General features: G+C 43.8%; 15 protein-coding genes. 4 read left to right on the top strand and 11 right to left on the bottom strand.

Going from position 1 to position 18,694, the window contains the following annotated elements:
• Positions 1–67: 67 nt before the first annotated feature.
• Together ACSUPM_RS05490 and ACSUPM_RS05485 are read left to right on the top strand one after the other, a co-directional pair.
• Positions 68–559: a helix-turn-helix domain-containing protein gene (locus ACSUPM_RS05490; RefSeq protein WP_436880316.1), complete on the top strand. Its 492-nt coding sequence runs from the start codon at positions 68–70 to the stop codon at positions 557–559.
• On the top strand, positions 556–1,386 hold the full coding sequence (locus tag ACSUPM_RS05485; protein ID WP_436880261.1) for an IS3 family transposase: 831 nt from the start codon (positions 556–558) through the stop codon (positions 1,384–1,386). Before ACSUPM_RS05490 ends, ACSUPM_RS05485 begins: the two co-directional genes overlap by 4 nt.
• A 140-nt stretch (positions 1,387–1,526) precedes the next feature.
• Here ACSUPM_RS05485 and ACSUPM_RS05480 read toward each other — a convergent pair whose 3' ends face one another.
• From ACSUPM_RS05480 to ACSUPM_RS05445, 8 genes are all read right to left on the bottom strand, one after another.
• Positions 1,527–3,182: a BCCT family transporter gene (locus ACSUPM_RS05480; protein ID WP_025651074.1), complete on the bottom strand. Its 1,656-nt coding sequence runs from the start codon at positions 3,180–3,182 to the stop codon at positions 1,527–1,529.
• A gap of 250 nt (positions 3,183–3,432) precedes the next feature.
• The gene (locus ACSUPM_RS05475; RefSeq protein WP_025651073.1) at positions 3,433–5,082 is read right to left on the bottom strand and encodes a BCCT family transporter; all 1,650 of its coding nucleotides are present in this window, start codon (positions 5,080–5,082) and stop codon (positions 3,433–3,435) included.
• Between the two features lie 319 nt (positions 5,083–5,401).
• Entirely contained in the window at positions 5,402–6,655 is a 1,254-nt protein-coding gene (locus ACSUPM_RS05470) for a PQQ-dependent sugar dehydrogenase (protein WP_198015411.1), read from the bottom strand.
• A gap of 332 nt (positions 6,656–6,987) precedes the next feature.
• Positions 6,988–9,585, bottom strand: a complete 2,598-nt coding sequence (clpB, locus tag ACSUPM_RS05465) for an ATP-dependent chaperone ClpB (RefSeq protein ID WP_436880260.1) — start codon at positions 9,583–9,585, stop codon at positions 6,988–6,990.
• Positions 9,586–10,041: 456 nt separating this feature from the next.
• Positions 10,042–10,629 (bottom strand): L,D-transpeptidase family protein, encoded by a 588-nt coding sequence (locus ACSUPM_RS05460; RefSeq protein WP_201566020.1) that lies wholly within the window; start codon positions 10,627–10,629, stop codon positions 10,042–10,044.
• A gap of 132 nt (positions 10,630–10,761) precedes the next feature.
• Positions 10,762–11,547, bottom strand: a complete 786-nt coding sequence (locus ACSUPM_RS05455) for an SDR family NAD(P)-dependent oxidoreductase (RefSeq protein ID WP_025651069.1) — start codon at positions 11,545–11,547, stop codon at positions 10,762–10,764.
• Between the two features lie 100 nt (positions 11,548–11,647).
• Positions 11,648–13,351, bottom strand: a complete 1,704-nt coding sequence (locus ACSUPM_RS05450) for an AMP-binding protein (protein ID WP_201566018.1) — start codon at positions 13,349–13,351, stop codon at positions 11,648–11,650.
• Between the two features lie 323 nt (positions 13,352–13,674).
• Entirely contained in the window at positions 13,675–14,817 is a 1,143-nt protein-coding gene (locus tag ACSUPM_RS05445; protein ID WP_101212144.1) for a DNA topoisomerase IB, read from the bottom strand.
• 180 nt (positions 14,818–14,997) lie between these two features.
• Here ACSUPM_RS05445 and ACSUPM_RS05440 point away from each other — a divergent pair, with 180 nt between their 5' ends.
• A complete protein-coding gene (locus ACSUPM_RS05440; protein ID WP_173239696.1) occupies positions 14,998–15,450 on the top strand; it encodes a GNAT family N-acetyltransferase in 453 nt (150 codons plus the stop codon).
• 263 nt (positions 15,451–15,713) lie between these two features.
• On the opposite strand, the gene ACSUPM_RS05435 is transcribed toward ACSUPM_RS05440, so the two are convergent.
• The 3 genes from ACSUPM_RS05435 to ACSUPM_RS05425 all read right to left on the bottom strand — a co-directional run bounded on the left by ACSUPM_RS05435 (position 15,714) and on the right by ACSUPM_RS05425 (position 17,954).
• Positions 15,714–15,998 carry a pyrimidine/purine nucleoside phosphorylase gene (locus ACSUPM_RS05435; protein WP_025651065.1) on the bottom strand — a complete coding sequence of 95 codons (285 nt, stop codon included), beginning with the start codon at positions 15,996–15,998 and terminating at the stop codon, positions 15,714–15,716.
• 42 nt (positions 15,999–16,040) lie between these two features.
• A protein-coding gene (gene prfB / locus ACSUPM_RS05430; RefSeq protein ID WP_101212133.1) for a peptide chain release factor 2 occupies positions 16,041–17,136 on the bottom strand; the annotation gives its coding sequence in 2 pieces (ribosomal slippage) (positions 16,041–17,063 and positions 17,065–17,136; 1,095 coding nt in all).
• 116 nt (positions 17,137–17,252) lie between these two features.
• Positions 17,253–17,954: an HAD family hydrolase gene (locus ACSUPM_RS05425; protein WP_025651063.1), complete on the bottom strand. Its 702-nt coding sequence runs from the start codon at positions 17,952–17,954 to the stop codon at positions 17,253–17,255.
• Between the two features lie 193 nt (positions 17,955–18,147).
• Here ACSUPM_RS05425 and ACSUPM_RS05420 point away from each other — a divergent pair, with 193 nt between their 5' ends.
• Positions 18,148–18,597 (top strand): hypothetical protein, encoded by a 450-nt coding sequence (locus ACSUPM_RS05420; protein ID WP_025651062.1) that lies wholly within the window; start codon positions 18,148–18,150, stop codon positions 18,595–18,597.
• Positions 18,598–18,694: the final 97 nt, after the last annotated feature.

Here is an 18,694-nt window from a genome sequence, read left to right as displayed (position 1 = left end):
GCATCTAGGTCTTTTTTTCACCTCACATTTGGTATTGCACTTCATGTGTTAATCTAAGGACTTTAAGATCAAAGTCATAGCATACTATCGTCAAGGACATAGTAGCGGTGCGACAGGTGAGAAGTTTGGACTTGATAACAAAATGGTATCTAAGTGGGTTCAGCAGTATCAGCATAGTGGTATAGACGCCATCAAACCTAAGACTAATAAAACTAAATACAGTAGCGACTTTAAGTATAAAGTGATCGCTGTGATGTTAGCAGAAGGATTAAGTCAATCTGAAACTGCCCTTAGGTTTAATATCAGCTCACCTGCGCTTATTAGCCACTGGCATAAAGCTTACAGGCTCCATGGTATGTCTGGACTCACATCCAAATATAAAGGTAGTCATCCCATGACCTCTTTTATCACAGACAAACCCGATAATGAAAAGACACTAGCAGAGCTCAAACGTGAAAACGCATATCTACGAGCGGAGAATGCCTATCTAAAAAAGCTTGATGCCTTGCTTCGGGAAAGGGAACAAGCCGCGACAAAGCAAGGCTCATCGAAGGATTGAGACTAAAGCACACGTTATCTGACTTACTCAGCATAGCAAAGCTTGCGCGGAGTAGTTTCTACTACCATAGGGCGAGTCTTAGTAGTCAAGATAAATACGCCGAACTCAAACAGCGTATTAGTGATATCTATCATCAGCATAAAGGTCGATATGGCTACCGTCGAATCACCCAAACCCTTAAGAATGAGGGTCTCATTCTTAACCACAAACTGATTGCACGGCTGATGGGACAGCTTAAGCTGACAGCGAGAATCAGACGACAAAGGTACCGATCCTATAAAGGAGCGTGCGGCGTCATTGCTAAGAATAGAGTCAAGCGCAAGTTTCGGGCGGGTGCGCCCAATCGCAGATGGCTGACAGACATTACTGAATTTAAAGTCGGCGATGACAAGCTATATTTATCACCGATACTTGACTGCTTTAATAATGAGATTGTCAGCTACCAGCTATCAAAACGACCTGTCTATGACTTGGTCAAACAGATGCTTGATTGTGCGCTTAAGGGCATACCAACAAAGCGCACCGAGCAGCTCACGCTGCATTCAGATCAAGGATGGCATTATCAGATGAAAGCGTTTGCGAATACGCTTAAAGAGAATAACATTAAGCAAAGTATGAGCCGAAAAGGGAACTGCTTAGACAATGCATTGATGGAAAGCTTCTTTGGGTCTTTAAAGTGTGAGACGATTTATATTAAGAAGCCGAAAACCATTGAAGATTTAGAGAAACAGATTCATGAGTATATGCATTATTATAATCATGAGAGAATTCAGCTTAAACTAAAAGGACTGAGCCCTGTACAATACAGAGCTCAGTACTATCTTTAATTAAACCGTCCAAGTTTCGGGGGTCAGTTCATAGTAGGCTTGGGTTTTTTATTGACCTTATTAAAGTAGCTGAATAAAAAGTCCCAGCACAAGGCTGGGACTTTTACGTTTTATGGTACTTTTAGCAGATAGCTAGGCTATTAATCATTAGGCTCAATGATTTTTGGTGGACCTGTCAGTAAACCTTCGTCGCGGAACTCATTGGCTGAGTTATGCTCTGCCGATTCTTCGGTGATGAACCACTGCTGCTGACGATACAAAATCAATCTATCGCGGCTCAATCCCCGCAGTAGTGAATACATCATGATTAATATGACAACGGCAAAGGGAAAGCCTGAGACAATAGAGGCTGCCTGTAGCGCACCCAAACCGCCTGCCGCTAACAATACCGCCGCAATCACACCTTCTGTCCCTGCCCAGAATAAACGCTGAATCTTCGGTGGATTGGTATCGCCGCCTGAAGTCAGCATATCAATGACAAAACTGGCTGAATCTGACGAAGTAACGAACCAAAGAACAATCATCACGACAATCAACAAGTTAAGCGCTGAAGTAAATGGATAAGACTCCATTAGCTTAAAGATGGCACTACCCGTATCTGCTTGCACAGCTTCAACCAGACCAGGACTGGCCATATTAGGATCAATCGCTGCCATCAGCTCCATATGTACCGCTGAACCACCAAAAGCGGTGAACCATAAGAATAAAATGGTAATAGGGATTAATAACACGCCTAGTATGAACTCACGAATGGTACGACCACGCGAGATACGAGCGACGAATACACCGACGAATGGCGACCAGCTAATCCACCATGCCCAATAGAATACTGTCCATGATGACTGCCAGTTTTCTTGACCTTCATAAGACTCTGTCCACAGACCCAAAGGAATCACTTGATGTAAGTAATTACCAATGTTTTCAACGAAGCTGTTAAAAATAAACTGCGTGGGACCTAAGATAATGACAAAGCTTAACAGTACAATTGTGAAGAAAATATTGATGTCACTTAAGCGCTTGATACCTTTATCAAGACCCATCAAGAGCGACATGCCTGCCAACATAGTAATGAACGCAATCAAAATGATCTGTACGGTAATGTTATTCGGAATACCGAATAGCGTCTCAAGACCGGAGTTAATCTGCAGCACCCCAAGACCTAAGGTAGTCACCACGCCAAACATGGTACCGAATACCGCAAGTGTATCAACTGTATGCCCCATAGGACCATAGATTTTTTTACCGATTAACGGATACAGCGTCGAGCGAATCGCTAATGGCAAGCCAACACGGTAGTGAAAATACGCCAAAGCCAAGGCTACAATGCCATAGATTGCCCAGACGTGTAGGCCATAATGCAAGAATGAGATATTCATCGCTTGTTTGGCCGCTGCAATGGTTTCAGCTTCACCCAATGGCGGTGCCATAAAGTGATACAACGGCTCAGCGGTACCCCAATAGAGCAAGCCAATACCGATACCTGCCGAAAACAGCATCCCAATCCAAGAGACTAAATTGTACTCTGGCTTCTCTGTTTGGTGCCCAAGCCTGATATCGCCGTATCGGCTAAATATCAAATAAATACTCATGAGCAGAGCTAAGTTGACCACCACAATAAAAAACCAACCAAAGCGCATAGAAACAAAGGCTTTTGCTTGGTTAAATACCAGCTCTGCTTGCTCGTTAAAAAAGGCACCAAAAATAATGAACGCGACGATCAAAATCGCCGAGGTTAAAAACACGGGTTTACTTACCCGTGGAAAAGGGCCCAAACGGCCAACTTTAACGTGATCCATTTAATAATCTCAATTTTTTAGGATGCCAACCTTAACAAGATACTTACGAACTATCAAATTAGGTTAACAACCATTTATTGTTATAAAGCAAAAAATCCTAAGATATCGGTTTATCTTAGGATTTTTTACAGTAAATAATTGATCGTTGCTTGTCTTAAATATTTTTTTAAGGCCTGTTTTAAAAACTTTCTTAAGGACTCAGATAACAGGCTTAATTAAAACAAGCAACAATCAGCATATCATTAATGCCCTAGTCACCCTTTGCAATTTTAGGTGGACCTTTTAGCAAATGCTCATCTACGAACTCATTAGCCGAGTTATGATCAGCAGACTCTTCGGTGATGAAATATTGCTGCGCACGATATAAAATCAAGCGATCGCGACTTAAACCACGCAACAGCGCATACATCATGACAAAGACTACCAGAGCAAACGGCAAACCTGCCACGATAGCGGCGGCTTGTAGCGCACCCAAACCACCAGCTGCTAATAATATTGCAGCAATGACCCCTTCCATCGTCGCCCAAAACAAGCGCTGAATCTTTGGCGGGTTGGTATCGCCGCCTGCCGTCAACATATCGATGACAAAGCTTGCCGAATCAGAAGACGTGACGAACCATAATACAATCATGATAACAATCAACAAGGTCACAGGTTTTGTCAGTGGATAGTATTCGACCAGTTTAAAGATCGCACTACCGGTATCGGCTTGCACTGCTTCAATCAGTCCAGGACTCAGCATGTCAGGGTTGATCGATGCCAATAGCTCCATATGGATAGCAACACCGCCAAACGTAGTAAACCAGAAGAATAAAATCGTCATTGGGATTAATAAGACCCCCAAGACAAATTCACGAATAGTACGACCACGACTGATACGGGCAATGAATACGCCGACAAAGGGTGCCCAACTTACCCACCACGCCCAGTAAAATATCGTCCAGCCGCTTTGCCAATCGGTATTGCTATAGGCTTCGCCCCACGCCGATAACGTCACAATCGACCCTAGATAATTACCGATATTTTCGATAAAACTGTCGAAGATAAATAGCGTCGGACCCAAAATCACCATAAAGACCAACAGAATACCCGTCAGTCCCATATTAATATCACTTAGACGTTTGATGCCTTTATCAAGACCCAGCATCAAAGAGATACATGCCATGGCAGTCACAAATGCAATAATCGCAAATTGCACGCCCAAACTATTAGGAATACCGAACAAGTTCTCCAGACCAGAATTTATCTGCATCACCCCTAAACCCAAAGAAGTCACTACCCCAAACATCGTACCGAATACTGCTAAAATATCAACGGTATGACCCCAAGGACCATAAATCTTGCGGCCCAATATCGGATACAGCGTCGAGCGAATCGATAATGGCAGACCACGGCGAAAATGAAAGTAAGCCAACGACAATGCCACGATGGTATAAATCGCCCAAGCGTGTAAACCCCAATGTAAAAACGAGATGTTCATCGCTTGTTTGGCCGCTTCTATTGTCTCCGCTTCACCAAGTGGTGGGGCCATAAAGTGATACAACGGCTCAGCCGTACCCCAATAAACCAAACCAATACCGATACCTGCCGAAAACAACATCCCTATCCAAGAGATGAGGCTATATTGCGGACGTTCTGTTTGTTTACCCAAGCGAATATCGCCGTAACGGCTCATGGCTAAATAGATACAAAAAACGAGTGCCACGTTGACCAAGACAATAAATAGCCAACCAAACTTATCGGTAATAAAGCTCTGTAAAAAACTAAAAAGTGCGCCGGCAGCTTCCGTAAAAAAAGCGCCAAAAATAATAAATCCGACAATCAACAACGTCGAGGTTATAAACACAGGTTTACTGACCCGTGGAAACGGACCCAATCGACCTACTTTTACTTCGTCCATGTGCTAATCTCGTTATATAAGGGATGCTACCTTAACAAAATAACCTTTGATTATCAAATAATTACAAAATATAGCCATCAAGAAACACCCTATTTGCTCTAATGTTTTCCTATTCTTAAACTTGTCTAAAAATATGATGTATAGATGGTAACAAGTCAAAATTCTGGTTTAGAGTAAAATAAAAGCCATCTACTCTATTCATTTTCTAAGCTTTAAAACTACAAAAGGCGCTGGATTTATGGTAAAAATCGCAGTACCCTTTATGTAGATTTATGAATTAGTTTTAACAGTGCTATCATTCACTCTTTATAGCAATATACTATTTAGGTAGCAATTGCAGTAACTTAGCCGCATCGCCGTCCTCTAATAACCAGACTTGTCCATCCACGTTCAGTACACTACGAATACGCTTCCCCATATCATAGCGGTAACGTTCAGAGGCACTGTTGCTGTCATCAAAACTCACTATGATGAGCGCTTTTGATGACAGGCCGCTGATTAGCGCATTGCCTTGCCATGCTGGAAAATCATTATGAGTCCCGGCTGAATATATACTTAATGAAGAAGGTGAGATGACGGGTGTCCAAGTCACTTTGGGCGCAGTCAAGTCAGGCCGAGTGTCATGGTCAGGGATATCTGTACCCGAATAGTTGCGACCATTAGAGACCAGCGGCCAGCCATAGTTATTGCCTTTTTCGATTAAATTAAACTCATCACCACCTCTTGGCCCCATCTCATTTGCCCACAGCCGACCACTGTCATCAAAGGCCATACCCAGTACGTTGCGATGCCCAGTTGTCCAAAACTGTGCCTTAATTTCCTTATTTTCGTTGGCGAATGGATTGTCTGCGGGTACGCTACCGTCAGGGTATAGTCGAATGATTTTGCCCAAGTTGACGCTCATATCTTGCGCTGGCGTTTTTTCTTGCCGCTCACCTGAACTGATATAGAGATAGCGACCATCGGGAGAGAATAGCAAACGGTGACTATAATGCCCCTGCCCTTTTACCTTTGGCGTCTGCTGCCAAATCGGGGTAATAGATTGCAGACTAGGAGCAGCGCTACCTATACCTGAGAGCTTAGCGCTAATCACTTTCGCGCCAAATTTATTGTCATCAGCGCCCGTGCCGCTTTCAATATAACTGAGATATATGACATTACTGGTAGCAAAATCTGATGCTAGAATAATGTCACCTAGACCGCCTTGCCCGCCATACGCAACGGTCGGCACACCGCTTACTTCGGTTTTAGTACCGGTAGCAGTATCGACCATGAAGAGCTCACCGGTCTTTTGGGTAACCAGTAATGTTGGTGGCTCATCATTGGTATTGGGTAGCGCGGTCATCGCCCATGGTTCATTAAAGGTAGCGACAGTCTTAGTGGCAAAGGCAGGTTTTTCAGTGCTCGCTGCCGAATCTTTGGCAGAAGCCTGACCTTCTTTGTACTCTGTCAGATCTGCATCGGTATTGACTGCTGATGGGTTTGAGCACGCAGAGGCGCTAAATAGCAGGGCTGCTATGATTAACGGCAAGATTAATGGCGTGCTAATATATTTTTTATTGGTCATCATCATGATGTCATCTCCCTTAATGTTATATTGGCTTTATTAGGGCTTAAGTGATAGTGCGTGAAAAATAATATCGAACCATCACGCACTGCTGATATCCATTTTTCTTGCTTGCTGTGCCTGCGCGGACAGAGGCGACAAAAAATTGATATCAGCAATACCATCGTATTTTTAGGATATTTTGACTATAGTTATAACATAATCAAAGTATGACAACGGTAAAATGATTATAGAGCGCAAAGTAAAAACCCCTTATCTGCCTATATAAAAAATAGACAAATAAAGGGTTGGTTTTAAAGCATAACCGTCATTTAGCAACAATTATTTAGCGTTTACTATTAGCTCATTCGAAGCTTATCAAAGGTAAGCTTATCATCAGCGCCGACATCGACTTTGATGATATCGCCAGCGACAAAGTCACCAGACAGCAATTTTAATGACAGCGGATTTTCGATCTCTTGCTGGATAGCACGTTTTAGCGGACGCGCACCATACACAGGGTCATAACCCACGGCGACCAGCTTGTTCATCGCATCAGAGGATAGCTCGATGTCCATCTCGCGCTCATGCAAACGCTGACGTAATCGATCCAATTGAATGTCAGCAATACCTGCCATTTGCGACATACCGAGCGGATGGAAAACCACAATCTCATCAATACGGTTGACGAACTCTGGACGGAAATGCTGACCGACAGAATCCATGACCTCCGCTTTGATATCGTCGTAGCTTTCGCCAACCATCTCTTGAATTTTATGCGAGCCTAGGTTACTGGTCATGATAATAACGGTGTTTTTAAAGTCCACCACGCGACCTTGCGAATCGGTCAAACGACCATCATCCAACACTTGTAGCAAGATATTGAACACATCAGGGTGCGCTTTTTCGACTTCATCAAACAATATCACGCTATAGGGCTTACGACGTACCGCTTCGGTCAACGCGCCACCTTCTTCATAGCCAACATAACCTGGAGGCGCACCCACTAAGCGACTGACGCTGTGCTTCTCCATATACTCACTCATATCGATACGAACAATCGCATCTTCAGAGTCGAATAAGAAGTTCGCCAATGATTTGGTCAGCTCGGTTTTACCGACACCAGTAGGCCCAAGGAACAAGAACGAACCAGATGGTCGATTCGGATCCGACAAGCCCGCACGGCTACGACGCACGGCATTGGCGACCGCTTCGACTGCTTCATCTTGACCGATGACGCGCTCGTGGAGTTTCTCTTCCATCGCCAGCATTTTGTCACGCTCGCCTTGCATCATTTTACTGACCGGAATGCCCGTGGCGGCGGCAACCACTTCGGCAATTTCATTATCCGTGACCTTGTTACGTAGTAGTTTTACCCCACTATTTTCACCAGTCTGCTCTTTTTGCTCAGCCAAGTCCGACTCATGAATTCGGCGCTCTAACTGCGGAATGGTCTCATACTGCAGCTTACTCATGGTCTCATAATCGCCCTCGCGGCTGGCTTTATCATAGGCGATACGCGCTTTGTCTAGCTCGTCTTTTAGCTGCTGACTGCCTTTGACCAGCGCTTTTTCTGCTTGCCAAATCTCATTGAGATCGGCGTACTCTTTTTCTAACTCTTCTATTTGTGCATCAAGTACTTTACGCTCGACTTGCGCGCCAGCGTCTTCTTCATTTTTGAGCACTTCACGCTGCATTTTTAACTGAATCAAACGGCTATCAAGCTTGCCAAGTGACTCAGGCTTGCTGTCCATCTCCATACGCAGACGACTGGCAGCTTCGTCGATTAAATCAATCGCCTTATCCGGCAGCTTGCGGTCAGTAATATAGCGATGGCTCATGCGTGCGGCAGCAATAATCGCACTGTCTTGAATATCGACCCCATGATGCAGCTCGTAACGCTCTTTGAGGCCACGCAAAATCGCAATGGTATCCTCGACCGTTGGCTCATCGACCAATACTTTTTGGAAGCGACGTTCAAGCGCGGCATCTTTTTCGATATACTTGCGATACTCGTCCAAAGTCGTCGCACCGACGCAATGCAGCTCACCACGGGCTAGCGCAGGCTTTAGCATATTACCCGCATCCATCGCACCTTCTGATTTACCCGCGCCAACCATGGTATGTAGCTCATCGATAAATAAGATGACATTGCCTTCTTGCTTGGCCAAATCACTCAATACGCTTTTGAGGCGTTCTTCAAACTCACCACGAAATTTTGCGCCGGCAATAAGCGCACCTAAGTCTAATGACAGTACTTCTTTACGGCGCAACCCTTCTGGTACATCACCATTGATGATTTTTTGTGCTAAGCCTTCGACGATAGCGGTTTTACCCACACCCGGCTCACCGATAAGTACTGGATTATTTTTAGTCCGACGTGACAGTACTTGAATGGTGCGGCGAATCTCTTCGTCACGACCAATGACTGGATCCAGTTTGCCAAGCTCCGCCTGCTCAGTTAAGTTAATCGTATATTTATTCAGCGCGTCACGTTGATCTTCCGCGTTTTGATTGTTCACGGTTTCATCACCACGTAATTGTTCAATAACGGCTTTTAATTTGGCTGCCGTCACGCCAGCGCTTTCAAATATTTTTTTGGTTTCGCCTTGTTCAGCGAGTGCTAATATCACCCATTCAGTGGCAATAAAATCGTCGCCTTCTTTTTGCGCTTGGCGATCGGCCAAATTCAAAATTTTGACCGAATTAGGGTTCAAATTAACGTCACCAGTTGGCTCGCTAATCGTCGCTTGATTATCAAGCGCCTTTGCCACGCCATTTTTTAGCGCAGGAATAGACGCGCCCGCTTGCTGGCAGATAGACAAGTTAGACTCGTCTTGCAGCAACACGGCAAGCAAATGCACAGGATCAATTCCTGTATGGTCGCGCCCTAGCGCCAAACTTTGGGCTTCTTGAATCGCAGATTGCAATTTTTGGGTAAATTTTTCGAACCTCATATTGGTGTCCTTTTAGAATTAATAATATTTTATATCTGATAGTAGCTGCGGCTTTTTATAAGTATCAAACAATGCCCAAGCTTTTCGTTGTTATCTATATCAGGTTTGTTGAGTAATATTTCAATATCAATTTAACGGTTATCAACAATCAATAATGGCTTATCAATATCAGCTCCTATCAATAACAAGCCAATAGCAAGCAGTGCGCATTGCACCTGATTAATATAAACCTTACTTATAACAATGATATGACGATAAGGCATTAATAGGCACATTGATGAGCTATTTCAAGGGAATATAGGAAAGAAAAATAGGTAGTGTTAAGTTTGTGAAAAAGAGAGAGGAATAGTTTAGGAGTGTGAATAAATCGTCGAAAAAAATATGCGGTTATTACAAAATATCTAAAAAGCTAATCAACTCAGCAAGCATTAAGTATACATAAACCTTAAAAGTGGCTTATTCAACAATTTCAATCGCGGTGCCTACTTTCACAGCCGCCATAATTTCATCCATCTCATCATTAGTGACGGCGATGCAGCCATCTGTCCAATCGCGTTGTTGATTGAGCCCGGCTAAATGACCAAAGCCATTCATTTGCCCATGAATCATAATGTCGCCACCTGGATTGACGCCGCGAGACTTAGCCTGTGCTTTATCTGCCGCATTTGGGTAGCTGACATGGATGGAGCGATGGGCTATTGAGTTTTCATTTTTATAATCTAAGGTATAGTAGCCTACTGGTGTGCGCTGATCCCCTTGTTGGTGCTTATGTCCTATCGGGCTGTCACCTAATGCAATGCGATAGGATTTGACCACGATATCTTTGCTTAATAACTTTAAAATGCGCTCAGACTTGTCAACAAAGACCTTATCGACAATGAGCGTGCTAGGAATAGACTGACCTTTATCAACCGCGTTTTTTGCCTGCGAGGAGGTTTTGACATAGCCTATCGCACTGGTACTAATGATGGCAGTCAGACCAAGTCCTATCGCAATAAACAACCAACGAGATTTGGTGCTAAGACTGAAAGAGAAAAATGACATAGGCTTTGGTCCTTATAAGCAATGCTTGATAGCAACGAGTCATAATATATCAAAGCACTATGTCATATTTAATGATCAGGTTTTGTGCAAAAATGATGAATAAGATAACAACGTGTTCTGGCAGTTGTCAAACTAAACCATACGAATGGCACCATCAAGACGAATCACTTCACCATTTAGGTAGGCATTATCAATAATATGGGTCACCAGTTTGGCAAACTCATTCGGTGCTCCTAGGCGCTTAGGATAAGGAACGGCTGATTCTAATTGCGTGCGTGCTTTTTCCGGTAAGCTCTCCATCATTGGGGTGGCAAAGACACCCGGTGCAATCGTCATCACGCGAATGCCATGACGAGTCAGCTCACGAGCTAATGGCAGCATCATACCGACAACGCCAGCTTTAGATGAGGCATAACTGGCTTGCCCGACTTGCCCATCAAAAGCAGCGATAGAAGCAGTATTGATAATGATACCATTGTCCGCGTTCTGCTCACTATCAGGGTTCACATTCGCTGCTACGCGCTTAGCAATACTAGCTGCTACTAAACGTGCAACATTGAACGAGCCCACTTGATTAATTATAACACCGCGACTGAACTGATCGAGATCAGCAGGATTGTTTTCACGATCCAGTAGCTTTTGCACCACGGCAATACCTGCACAGTTAATAGAACCTTGCAGACCACCAAACTCTTTTTCTGCTGTATCTACCGCCGCTTGCACCTCATCACCACTGGTCACATCACAACGAACAAAACGCGTATTATCGCCCAGCTCAGCTACTAGCGCTGACCCTACTGTTTCATTCAAATCAGCGATGACGACCTTGCCACCTTGAGCGACGATAGCGCGAACCACGGCTTCACCCAATCCTGATGCACCGCCGGTGACCAAAAAGCTATTTTCTTTAATCTGCATATTATTCCCTTAATAAATTTTTGTTTGATGTTGATGTTTAACGTTTTTATAACTGCTCTTTTTATAACTGCTCTGCGCCCCTACTCTGGACCAAGAGGCTTCAATCTGCAGACAGGCTACGCAGCAAAAAGCGCTGAATTTTACCGCTTGGTGTTTTTGGTAGTGCACTCACAAATTCAACTTCCCGCGGATAAGCGTGAGTCGATAAACGTTTGCGTACCAAGTCTTTGATTTGCTGAGCAATCTCTTCAGAGCCCTCGATGCCATCTTTGAGTACCACATAGGACTTAATCGTATGCCCACGCACCTCATCAGGTATACCAACGGCAGCAGACTCCGCGACCGCTGCGTGCTCGAGCACAGTGTTTTCGACATCGGTAGGACCGACCCGATAGCCTGCCGTGATAATGATGTCATCATCACGTCCTGAAAACCAATAGCTGCCGTCACTATGACGCTCGACCACGTCGCCTGTCAAATAGTAATCTTCAAAAAACGCTTGTTTTTCATTCCAACTATAGCCTCGGAAATAAAACGCAGGCGACTGACTGACCACGACTGCCAATTGTCCTTGCTCACCATCGGGCAATACTTGCATATCATCATCGAGCACTACCAGCGTATGCCCCGGTAACGCCATGCCCATCGAGCCGACTGGACATTTATGCGCCAAAGCATGATGCTCGCAGCAGGTCATACCAGTCTCTGTCTGCCCATATTGATCGCAAACCTGACAGCCCAAATGACTTTCCACCCAACTTACTACTTCAGTATTCAGCGTCTCCCCTGCCGAGTTAGCGCAGCGTAGAGACAAGGCGTTATCGTCATTTGCGGACGATGCATCAAAAACACCACTCGATTTCATCATCCGAAAAGCCGTTGGCGATGACGCTAGATTGGTAATCTTATGGCGCACCATAAAGTCGCGGGTATTGGTCGCATCAAAGCCTGCTTCGTTAAAGTAGGTCGTGACCCCTAATAATAAAGGCCCAGTAATCGCATAATATAGCCCATACGCCCAGCCGGGATCAGCCATATTCCAGTAGTTATCAGTCTCGCGCAGATCAATCGCATAACGCATATATAGATAAAAAGCAGGCAACGCCGCTAATGACACACTAACGCCTTTTGACTTGCCCACCGTACCTGAAGTAAACATTTGCAAGAATGGTGCATCCGTATCTAGCAAAACAGCTTCTATCGCTTGCGGCTGCGTCACCCTCATCTCGTGATAATTGTCATCACCCCAAGCGTCGCTATCATGAATACTGCCAATAAGTACCATTTTGGCTTGTTTGGCCAAATCTTCAAACTTGCCACGATTTTCCTGATTGGTAAATACCACCTTGGTATTGGCCTTATCCATACGGTACTTAATCGAATCGTAACCAAAAGCGGTAAATAGCGGCTGGTACACTGCCCCAATGCGCCATGTCGCTAATACAACCGTTAGTAATTCAGGCGTGCGCGGTAGCATGGTGGCGACTTGGTCACCGGCTTTTACACCATAGGACAATAATAAATTGGCAACTTGCGCACTCGCTTCATCCAACTCGCCAAAGCTCATGCGCGTTATGTTACCGCTAGTATCTTCATGGACTAAGGCCGTATTGTCCGCGCGACCGTCACGCACATGGCGACCACAGCAAGCCATGTAAGCATTTAATCGATCATCCAAATGCGCGCCAAATATTTCCTCTAACAACGCATTCATCTCGAAGTTATTATAATAATCACTATAATTGATGGGTGTTTTAGAAGTATCCGCTGTAGCGTGCGCGGTTTGTGTAGATGAGGTATTCATGGGCTAATCCTTTAGCGGTGGAGATCGAGCTGAAAATATCAATTGCTATCACAACAGTCGATATCCTATAGACTGTGTTACTTGATAAAATTGGGCGTTAATCATTAGGGTCTGTTAAAAAAGCACGTTAACATCTAATTCAATACATAACGTATCATTTATAAATATCTGAGTCCAGATAATTATCTTACTATTAGCAGTTGTTAGACTGCTATATATTCTTCTAATGTGCTTACTTTATAAAGCAACTATTCCCGAGGCCTTTATTTTATAAGCCTCTTATTTTCTAACGCAGTTACTCTAGTGCGCTTAGTCAAGTACGCTTAATCGAATGTACTCAAAAAGCCCAGCAGTGCTTTTTCTTCACAGCTTTGATACTTTCGAGTGCGTCCACGGCGCGCTTGTTTATAGGGCTCAAAAAACTGACCTGCCAAAAACCGTTCAATAATAACAGGGTGAATATAGGATGCTCGGCACACGCTTGGAGTATTGCCAAGCTCATCTGCCACTTCTTTAACCATATCAGTGACCAACTGTTGGCGCGTCCGACTGTCCGGCTCGCTAGTCAATATCTCTTTGCCACTGGCGGCTTCAAGCTCGTCATACAGATGACTGGCAGCCAATACACTGGCCATCCAAGTACGAAAATCCTTGGCACTATACAGATTGCCACTATATAAATGATCGCTTTTATTATTGCTGGCATCAGTGCAAAGGTGCTTACGCAAATAATCATTGATATCGGCACTATCGACGACTTGCTTATGACCATTATCATCTAAGTATTTAAAAATTTGATAACCGGGCAGCTCAGAACACGCTTGTACAATCTCAATCAAACGCTCATCCTGCAATTCGATATGATGGGCTTTGGCACTTTTTCCGACGAAATCGAATGCCAAGCCATCGTCTATCTCGCTCACATGTTTGCTACGCAATGTACTGAGACCGTAGCTTTTATTCATCTTCGCATAGCGGCTATTACCGATTCGAATTAACGTCGTCTCAAGCAATTTAACCACGGCAGCCAGTACATTGGCGCGTGATAGCGGCGCTGCTTCTAAGTCTTCTTCGACTTGCGCACGTAGGTTTGGCAATGCCTCCGCAAAACCTATCATCGCATCGAACTTGGCTTGGTCACGTACCGTATCCCACTCAGGATGATATAAGTATTGCTTGCGCGCTTTGCCATCACGACCGGTCGACTGCAGATGACCCTTATCATCTTGGCATATCCATACCTCTGACCACATCGGTGGAATGACCAAGGCATCAAAACGCTGGCGCAAAGCCTTGTCTTTCACCGTCTTGCCAGTAGCATCTCGGTAAGTAAAACCGCGACCCCAACGCTGACGACTATAACCCGGTTCATTATCACTGACGTAGCGCAAATTCGCCCGACGTGCTAAATGCTCATAATCGTGACGAATATCCTCTGAGGTCGTTTGTGCAGCTGCTTTGGTCATAAATAATACACTTTTAAATAATAGTGGTTTTAGCATAATTAACTATGAGAATTTTTGCTGTTTACTTGCCACGGATAAAGTGTAATCGCTATGTAAAAATGCTGTATAGAAGGGTTATCAATTATGATTGATTGCGTCATAATTGAACGTCTGTCCATTAATAAAATCAAGTGAACACCCATGAAAAATATTTCGATAAAAATAATCCCATTGTCTAAAGCTGATTACGATGCTTGGTTAAAATTGTGGCAAAGTTATTTAATTTTTTATGAAACTCGTCTGCCACCAAGTACCACAGAAAAGACTTGGCGCAACCTGCTTGATAGCAATATGCCAATTTATGGCTTTGGGGCATGGGTCGATGAAACGCTGGTAGGTATCACGCATGTCGTGCTACATCCCAATACATGGAATACCACCGAATGCTGTTACTTAGAGGATCTGTATGTTAGTGAGTCTGCCCGCGGGCAAGGCATAGGACGCGCACTGATTGAACAGGTTTATGACTTTGCTGATAAGCAACATTGCAACCGTGTCTATTGGACCACGCAAGAAGGCAACACCACAGCACGCAAACTCTATGATGCCATCGCCACCCAAACGGACATGGTGCAATATCGTAAAAAATTATAACGATTGACAAAGATAGTCAAAATATTTTAAAAACGCGATGGTATTGCTGATATAAATTTTTTGTCGCCTCTGTCTGTGCAGACACAGTAAGCTAGAAAAATTGATATCAGCAGTGCGTGATGGTTCGATATTACTTTTCACTGACTATATCTTACGACTGAAACTTAATCTTACGACTGAAACTTATCTTAAAATTTAACCATAAAAAAACGCCAAGCGTTAAACACTTGGCGTTAATTATTATATTACTACTTTAAAATCGCTTATTTACCATATACACATAAATAAGCAGTTTCCACTTCAACTTTAACATTGAATTTCTGATTGGCTTCAACGGTAAACTGCTCGCCCGCATTAAAGGTTTGCCACTCAGTGCTTTCTGGTAGCTTAACTGTCAATGCACCACTCACCACACTCATGGTTTCAAATTCGCTAGTACCGAATTCATACTCGCCAATTTCCATCACGCCAACGGTAGCGGGCTTGGTCGCGGTTTGAAAAGCAATAGAAGTGACTTTATCATCAAAATAATTATTAACGCTTGGCATAGTTTTCCTTAATAAGGTTTTAGGTAATATTTGAAAGTTTTTTTACAATCCCGCTTTTAGACTTGCTTCGATAAATTGATCAAGGTCGCCATCTAGCACTGCACCGGTGTTAAAGGTTTCAACGCCAGTACGCAAGTCTTTAATACGTGAGTCATCCAGCACATATGAGCGGATTTGACTGCCCCAACCGACGTCAGATTTACCATCTTCAACCGCTTGTTGCGACTCCATGCGTTTTTGCATCTCAAGCTCATAAAGCTTGGCACGTAGCATCTTCATCGCCGTCGCTTTGTTGCCATGTTGGCTACGCTCATTCTGACAAGTCACCACCACACCACTCGGCTCATGAGTAATACGCACCGCAGAGTCAGTGGTGTTCACGTGCTGACCACCCGCGCCTGATGAACGGTAAGTATCGATACGCAAATCAGCTGGGTTGATATCAATCTCAACGTTATCATCAATTTCAGGCGAGACAAAAACAGCGGCAAATGAGGTATGGCGACCGTTGTTACTATCAAATGGTGATTTACGCACTAAGCGATGCACGCCAATTTCGGTACGTAACCAACCAAAGGCATAATCACCCTTAATCTCAATCGTGGCTGATTTAATCCCAGCAACGCTACCAGAAGATACTTCAATCACGTCAACTTTAAAGCCATGCGCCTCTGCCCAGCGCGTATACATGCGCAGTAGCATCTCGGCCCAATCTTGCGCTTCTGTGCCGCCACTGCCTGACTGGATATCCAAGTAGCAATTATTAGGATCCATCTCGCCACTAAACATGCGACGGAACTCTAAGTCAGCAACGCGCTTCTCCGCATCGTCAAGCTCGGCTTGTACATCAGCAAGTAACGACTCGTCTTCTGCTTCTACCGCCAGCTCCAGCATGGCAGATGCATCTTCTAAGGTGGTCTCAAGCGAGACCACGACATCGATGACGCCATCAAGCTGGCTTTTCTCTTTATTAATCTTGGTTGCACGCTCTGGATCATTCCATAGCTCGGGGTTTTCTAATTCTAAATTGACTTCTTCTAAGCGTTCTTGCTTACCATCGAAGTCAAAGATACCTCCGCAAGTCCTGTCCACGCTCAGATAGATCTTTGATTTGTTCTTGATACGGATTGATTTCCATAAGTATTCCTGTGTTTTTAAATAAATATCTCACTGATATGGCGCTATTTTAAATGAGATTGACGATAAATAGTTGACTAATTATCAATGCCTTTATATTAAATAATCATAGACCAGCTAAATTGACCAATCCTCTACTGCCCAGCGATGGGCTAACGCATGCGCATGCAACGCGTCATCAGGGGACACGCAAATAGCCACATCCGCCCATTCAAGCAAAGGAATATCATTTTTGGAATCTGAATAGGCATAGGTTTTATCAAATTTTATGCCAGCCAGTTGCTTTTTATTCAGCCACTTATCGAGATGGTATATCTTGCCTGCCTGAAAGTTTGGTTTGTCCATCAGCTTACCAGTATAGCGCTGATCTTTGATTTCCAAAGGCGTAGCCAAGACATTGGCATCTTCAATACCAAAACGTTTAGCGATAGCCGACACTACAAAGTCATTGGTCGCCGAAATAATCACCACATCATGACCTTTTTCGACATGATGACAGAGCGCCTCCATCGCTTTTGGACGAATATGAGGCTCGATTTCAGTCTTAATATAATCTTCTCGCAACTCATGCAGTCTATCCATCGGCAAACTGCTCAAAAACTGGGCGACGAATTCATTATATTCGGTCGCATCAAGCGTGCCTTCGATGTACTGTTCGTAAAATGCTTGATTGGCTGTACGATATTCAGCTTCATCAACGAGGTTATGCTTGACGATATATTCGCCCCATAGGTAGTCGCTATCGACATCGAGCAAGGTATGATCTAGATCGAATAACGCCAATTCTTTTCCATCAGTGTGTGCTTGAGTTGCCTGCATAATTGGAGCCTTATGATTTTTTAAGGGAATGATTTTTTGAATGAAAAATATTTTAGAGAAAATATTGGATATAAAATGTGCTGATAATTCTCTATAAGCCTACTGTTCACCGAACAAAATTATGCTAACTTGTTTACTTTAAAATCTCATTAGCTTATCTTTAGCTTGCTTGATAATAACAATAGAGAACCTTATGAAAGCGCCTGATGATAAAACTGCTTTGTTTAATCGACCGCGACGCCCTGCCCGCTCCATCAGAGAAATTAGGCGACGGCAGTTAGGCAAAAGCTATCAATCGCCTTTAGAGCGTCTGCTTTATGCGCTGTTAAATGGCTTGATGTATGGCTTTGGCGGCTTACTTATCGACCTTGCGATTGTTGTCATTCGCTCACTTGCTGGCATGGGCAATGGCGAGATATTCTGGTTATTTACGCCGTTTATGTTGGTTTTGGGTGCTTTAATAGGCTTTATCGTTGGCAAAAGCGCCGGTGCCGAGAGCGTCAATGCTTTGCATAATGATGAAACTGGCAACAACAATGCTTATCTTAACGACTACTCGATACGCCATGACGTTTTTCGTGGAATAATCATCGGTATTATCATTTTTGCCGTTATTTGGCTTATCATGATGCTAATGGCATAAATAACATAAAAGCTTCTGCCCCAAAATTATTTGCTCAAAAAACGTTTCAATAAAGGATGAGAAATCAATAACGCTCAATCTGCTTATCACTTATAAA

It is taken from the genome of Psychrobacter okhotskensis, from assembly GCF_965638355.1.
Lineage (GTDB): Bacteria > Pseudomonadota > Gammaproteobacteria > Pseudomonadales > Moraxellaceae > Psychrobacter > Psychrobacter okhotskensis.
This window is presented reverse-complemented; position numbering and strand designations above follow the sequence as displayed.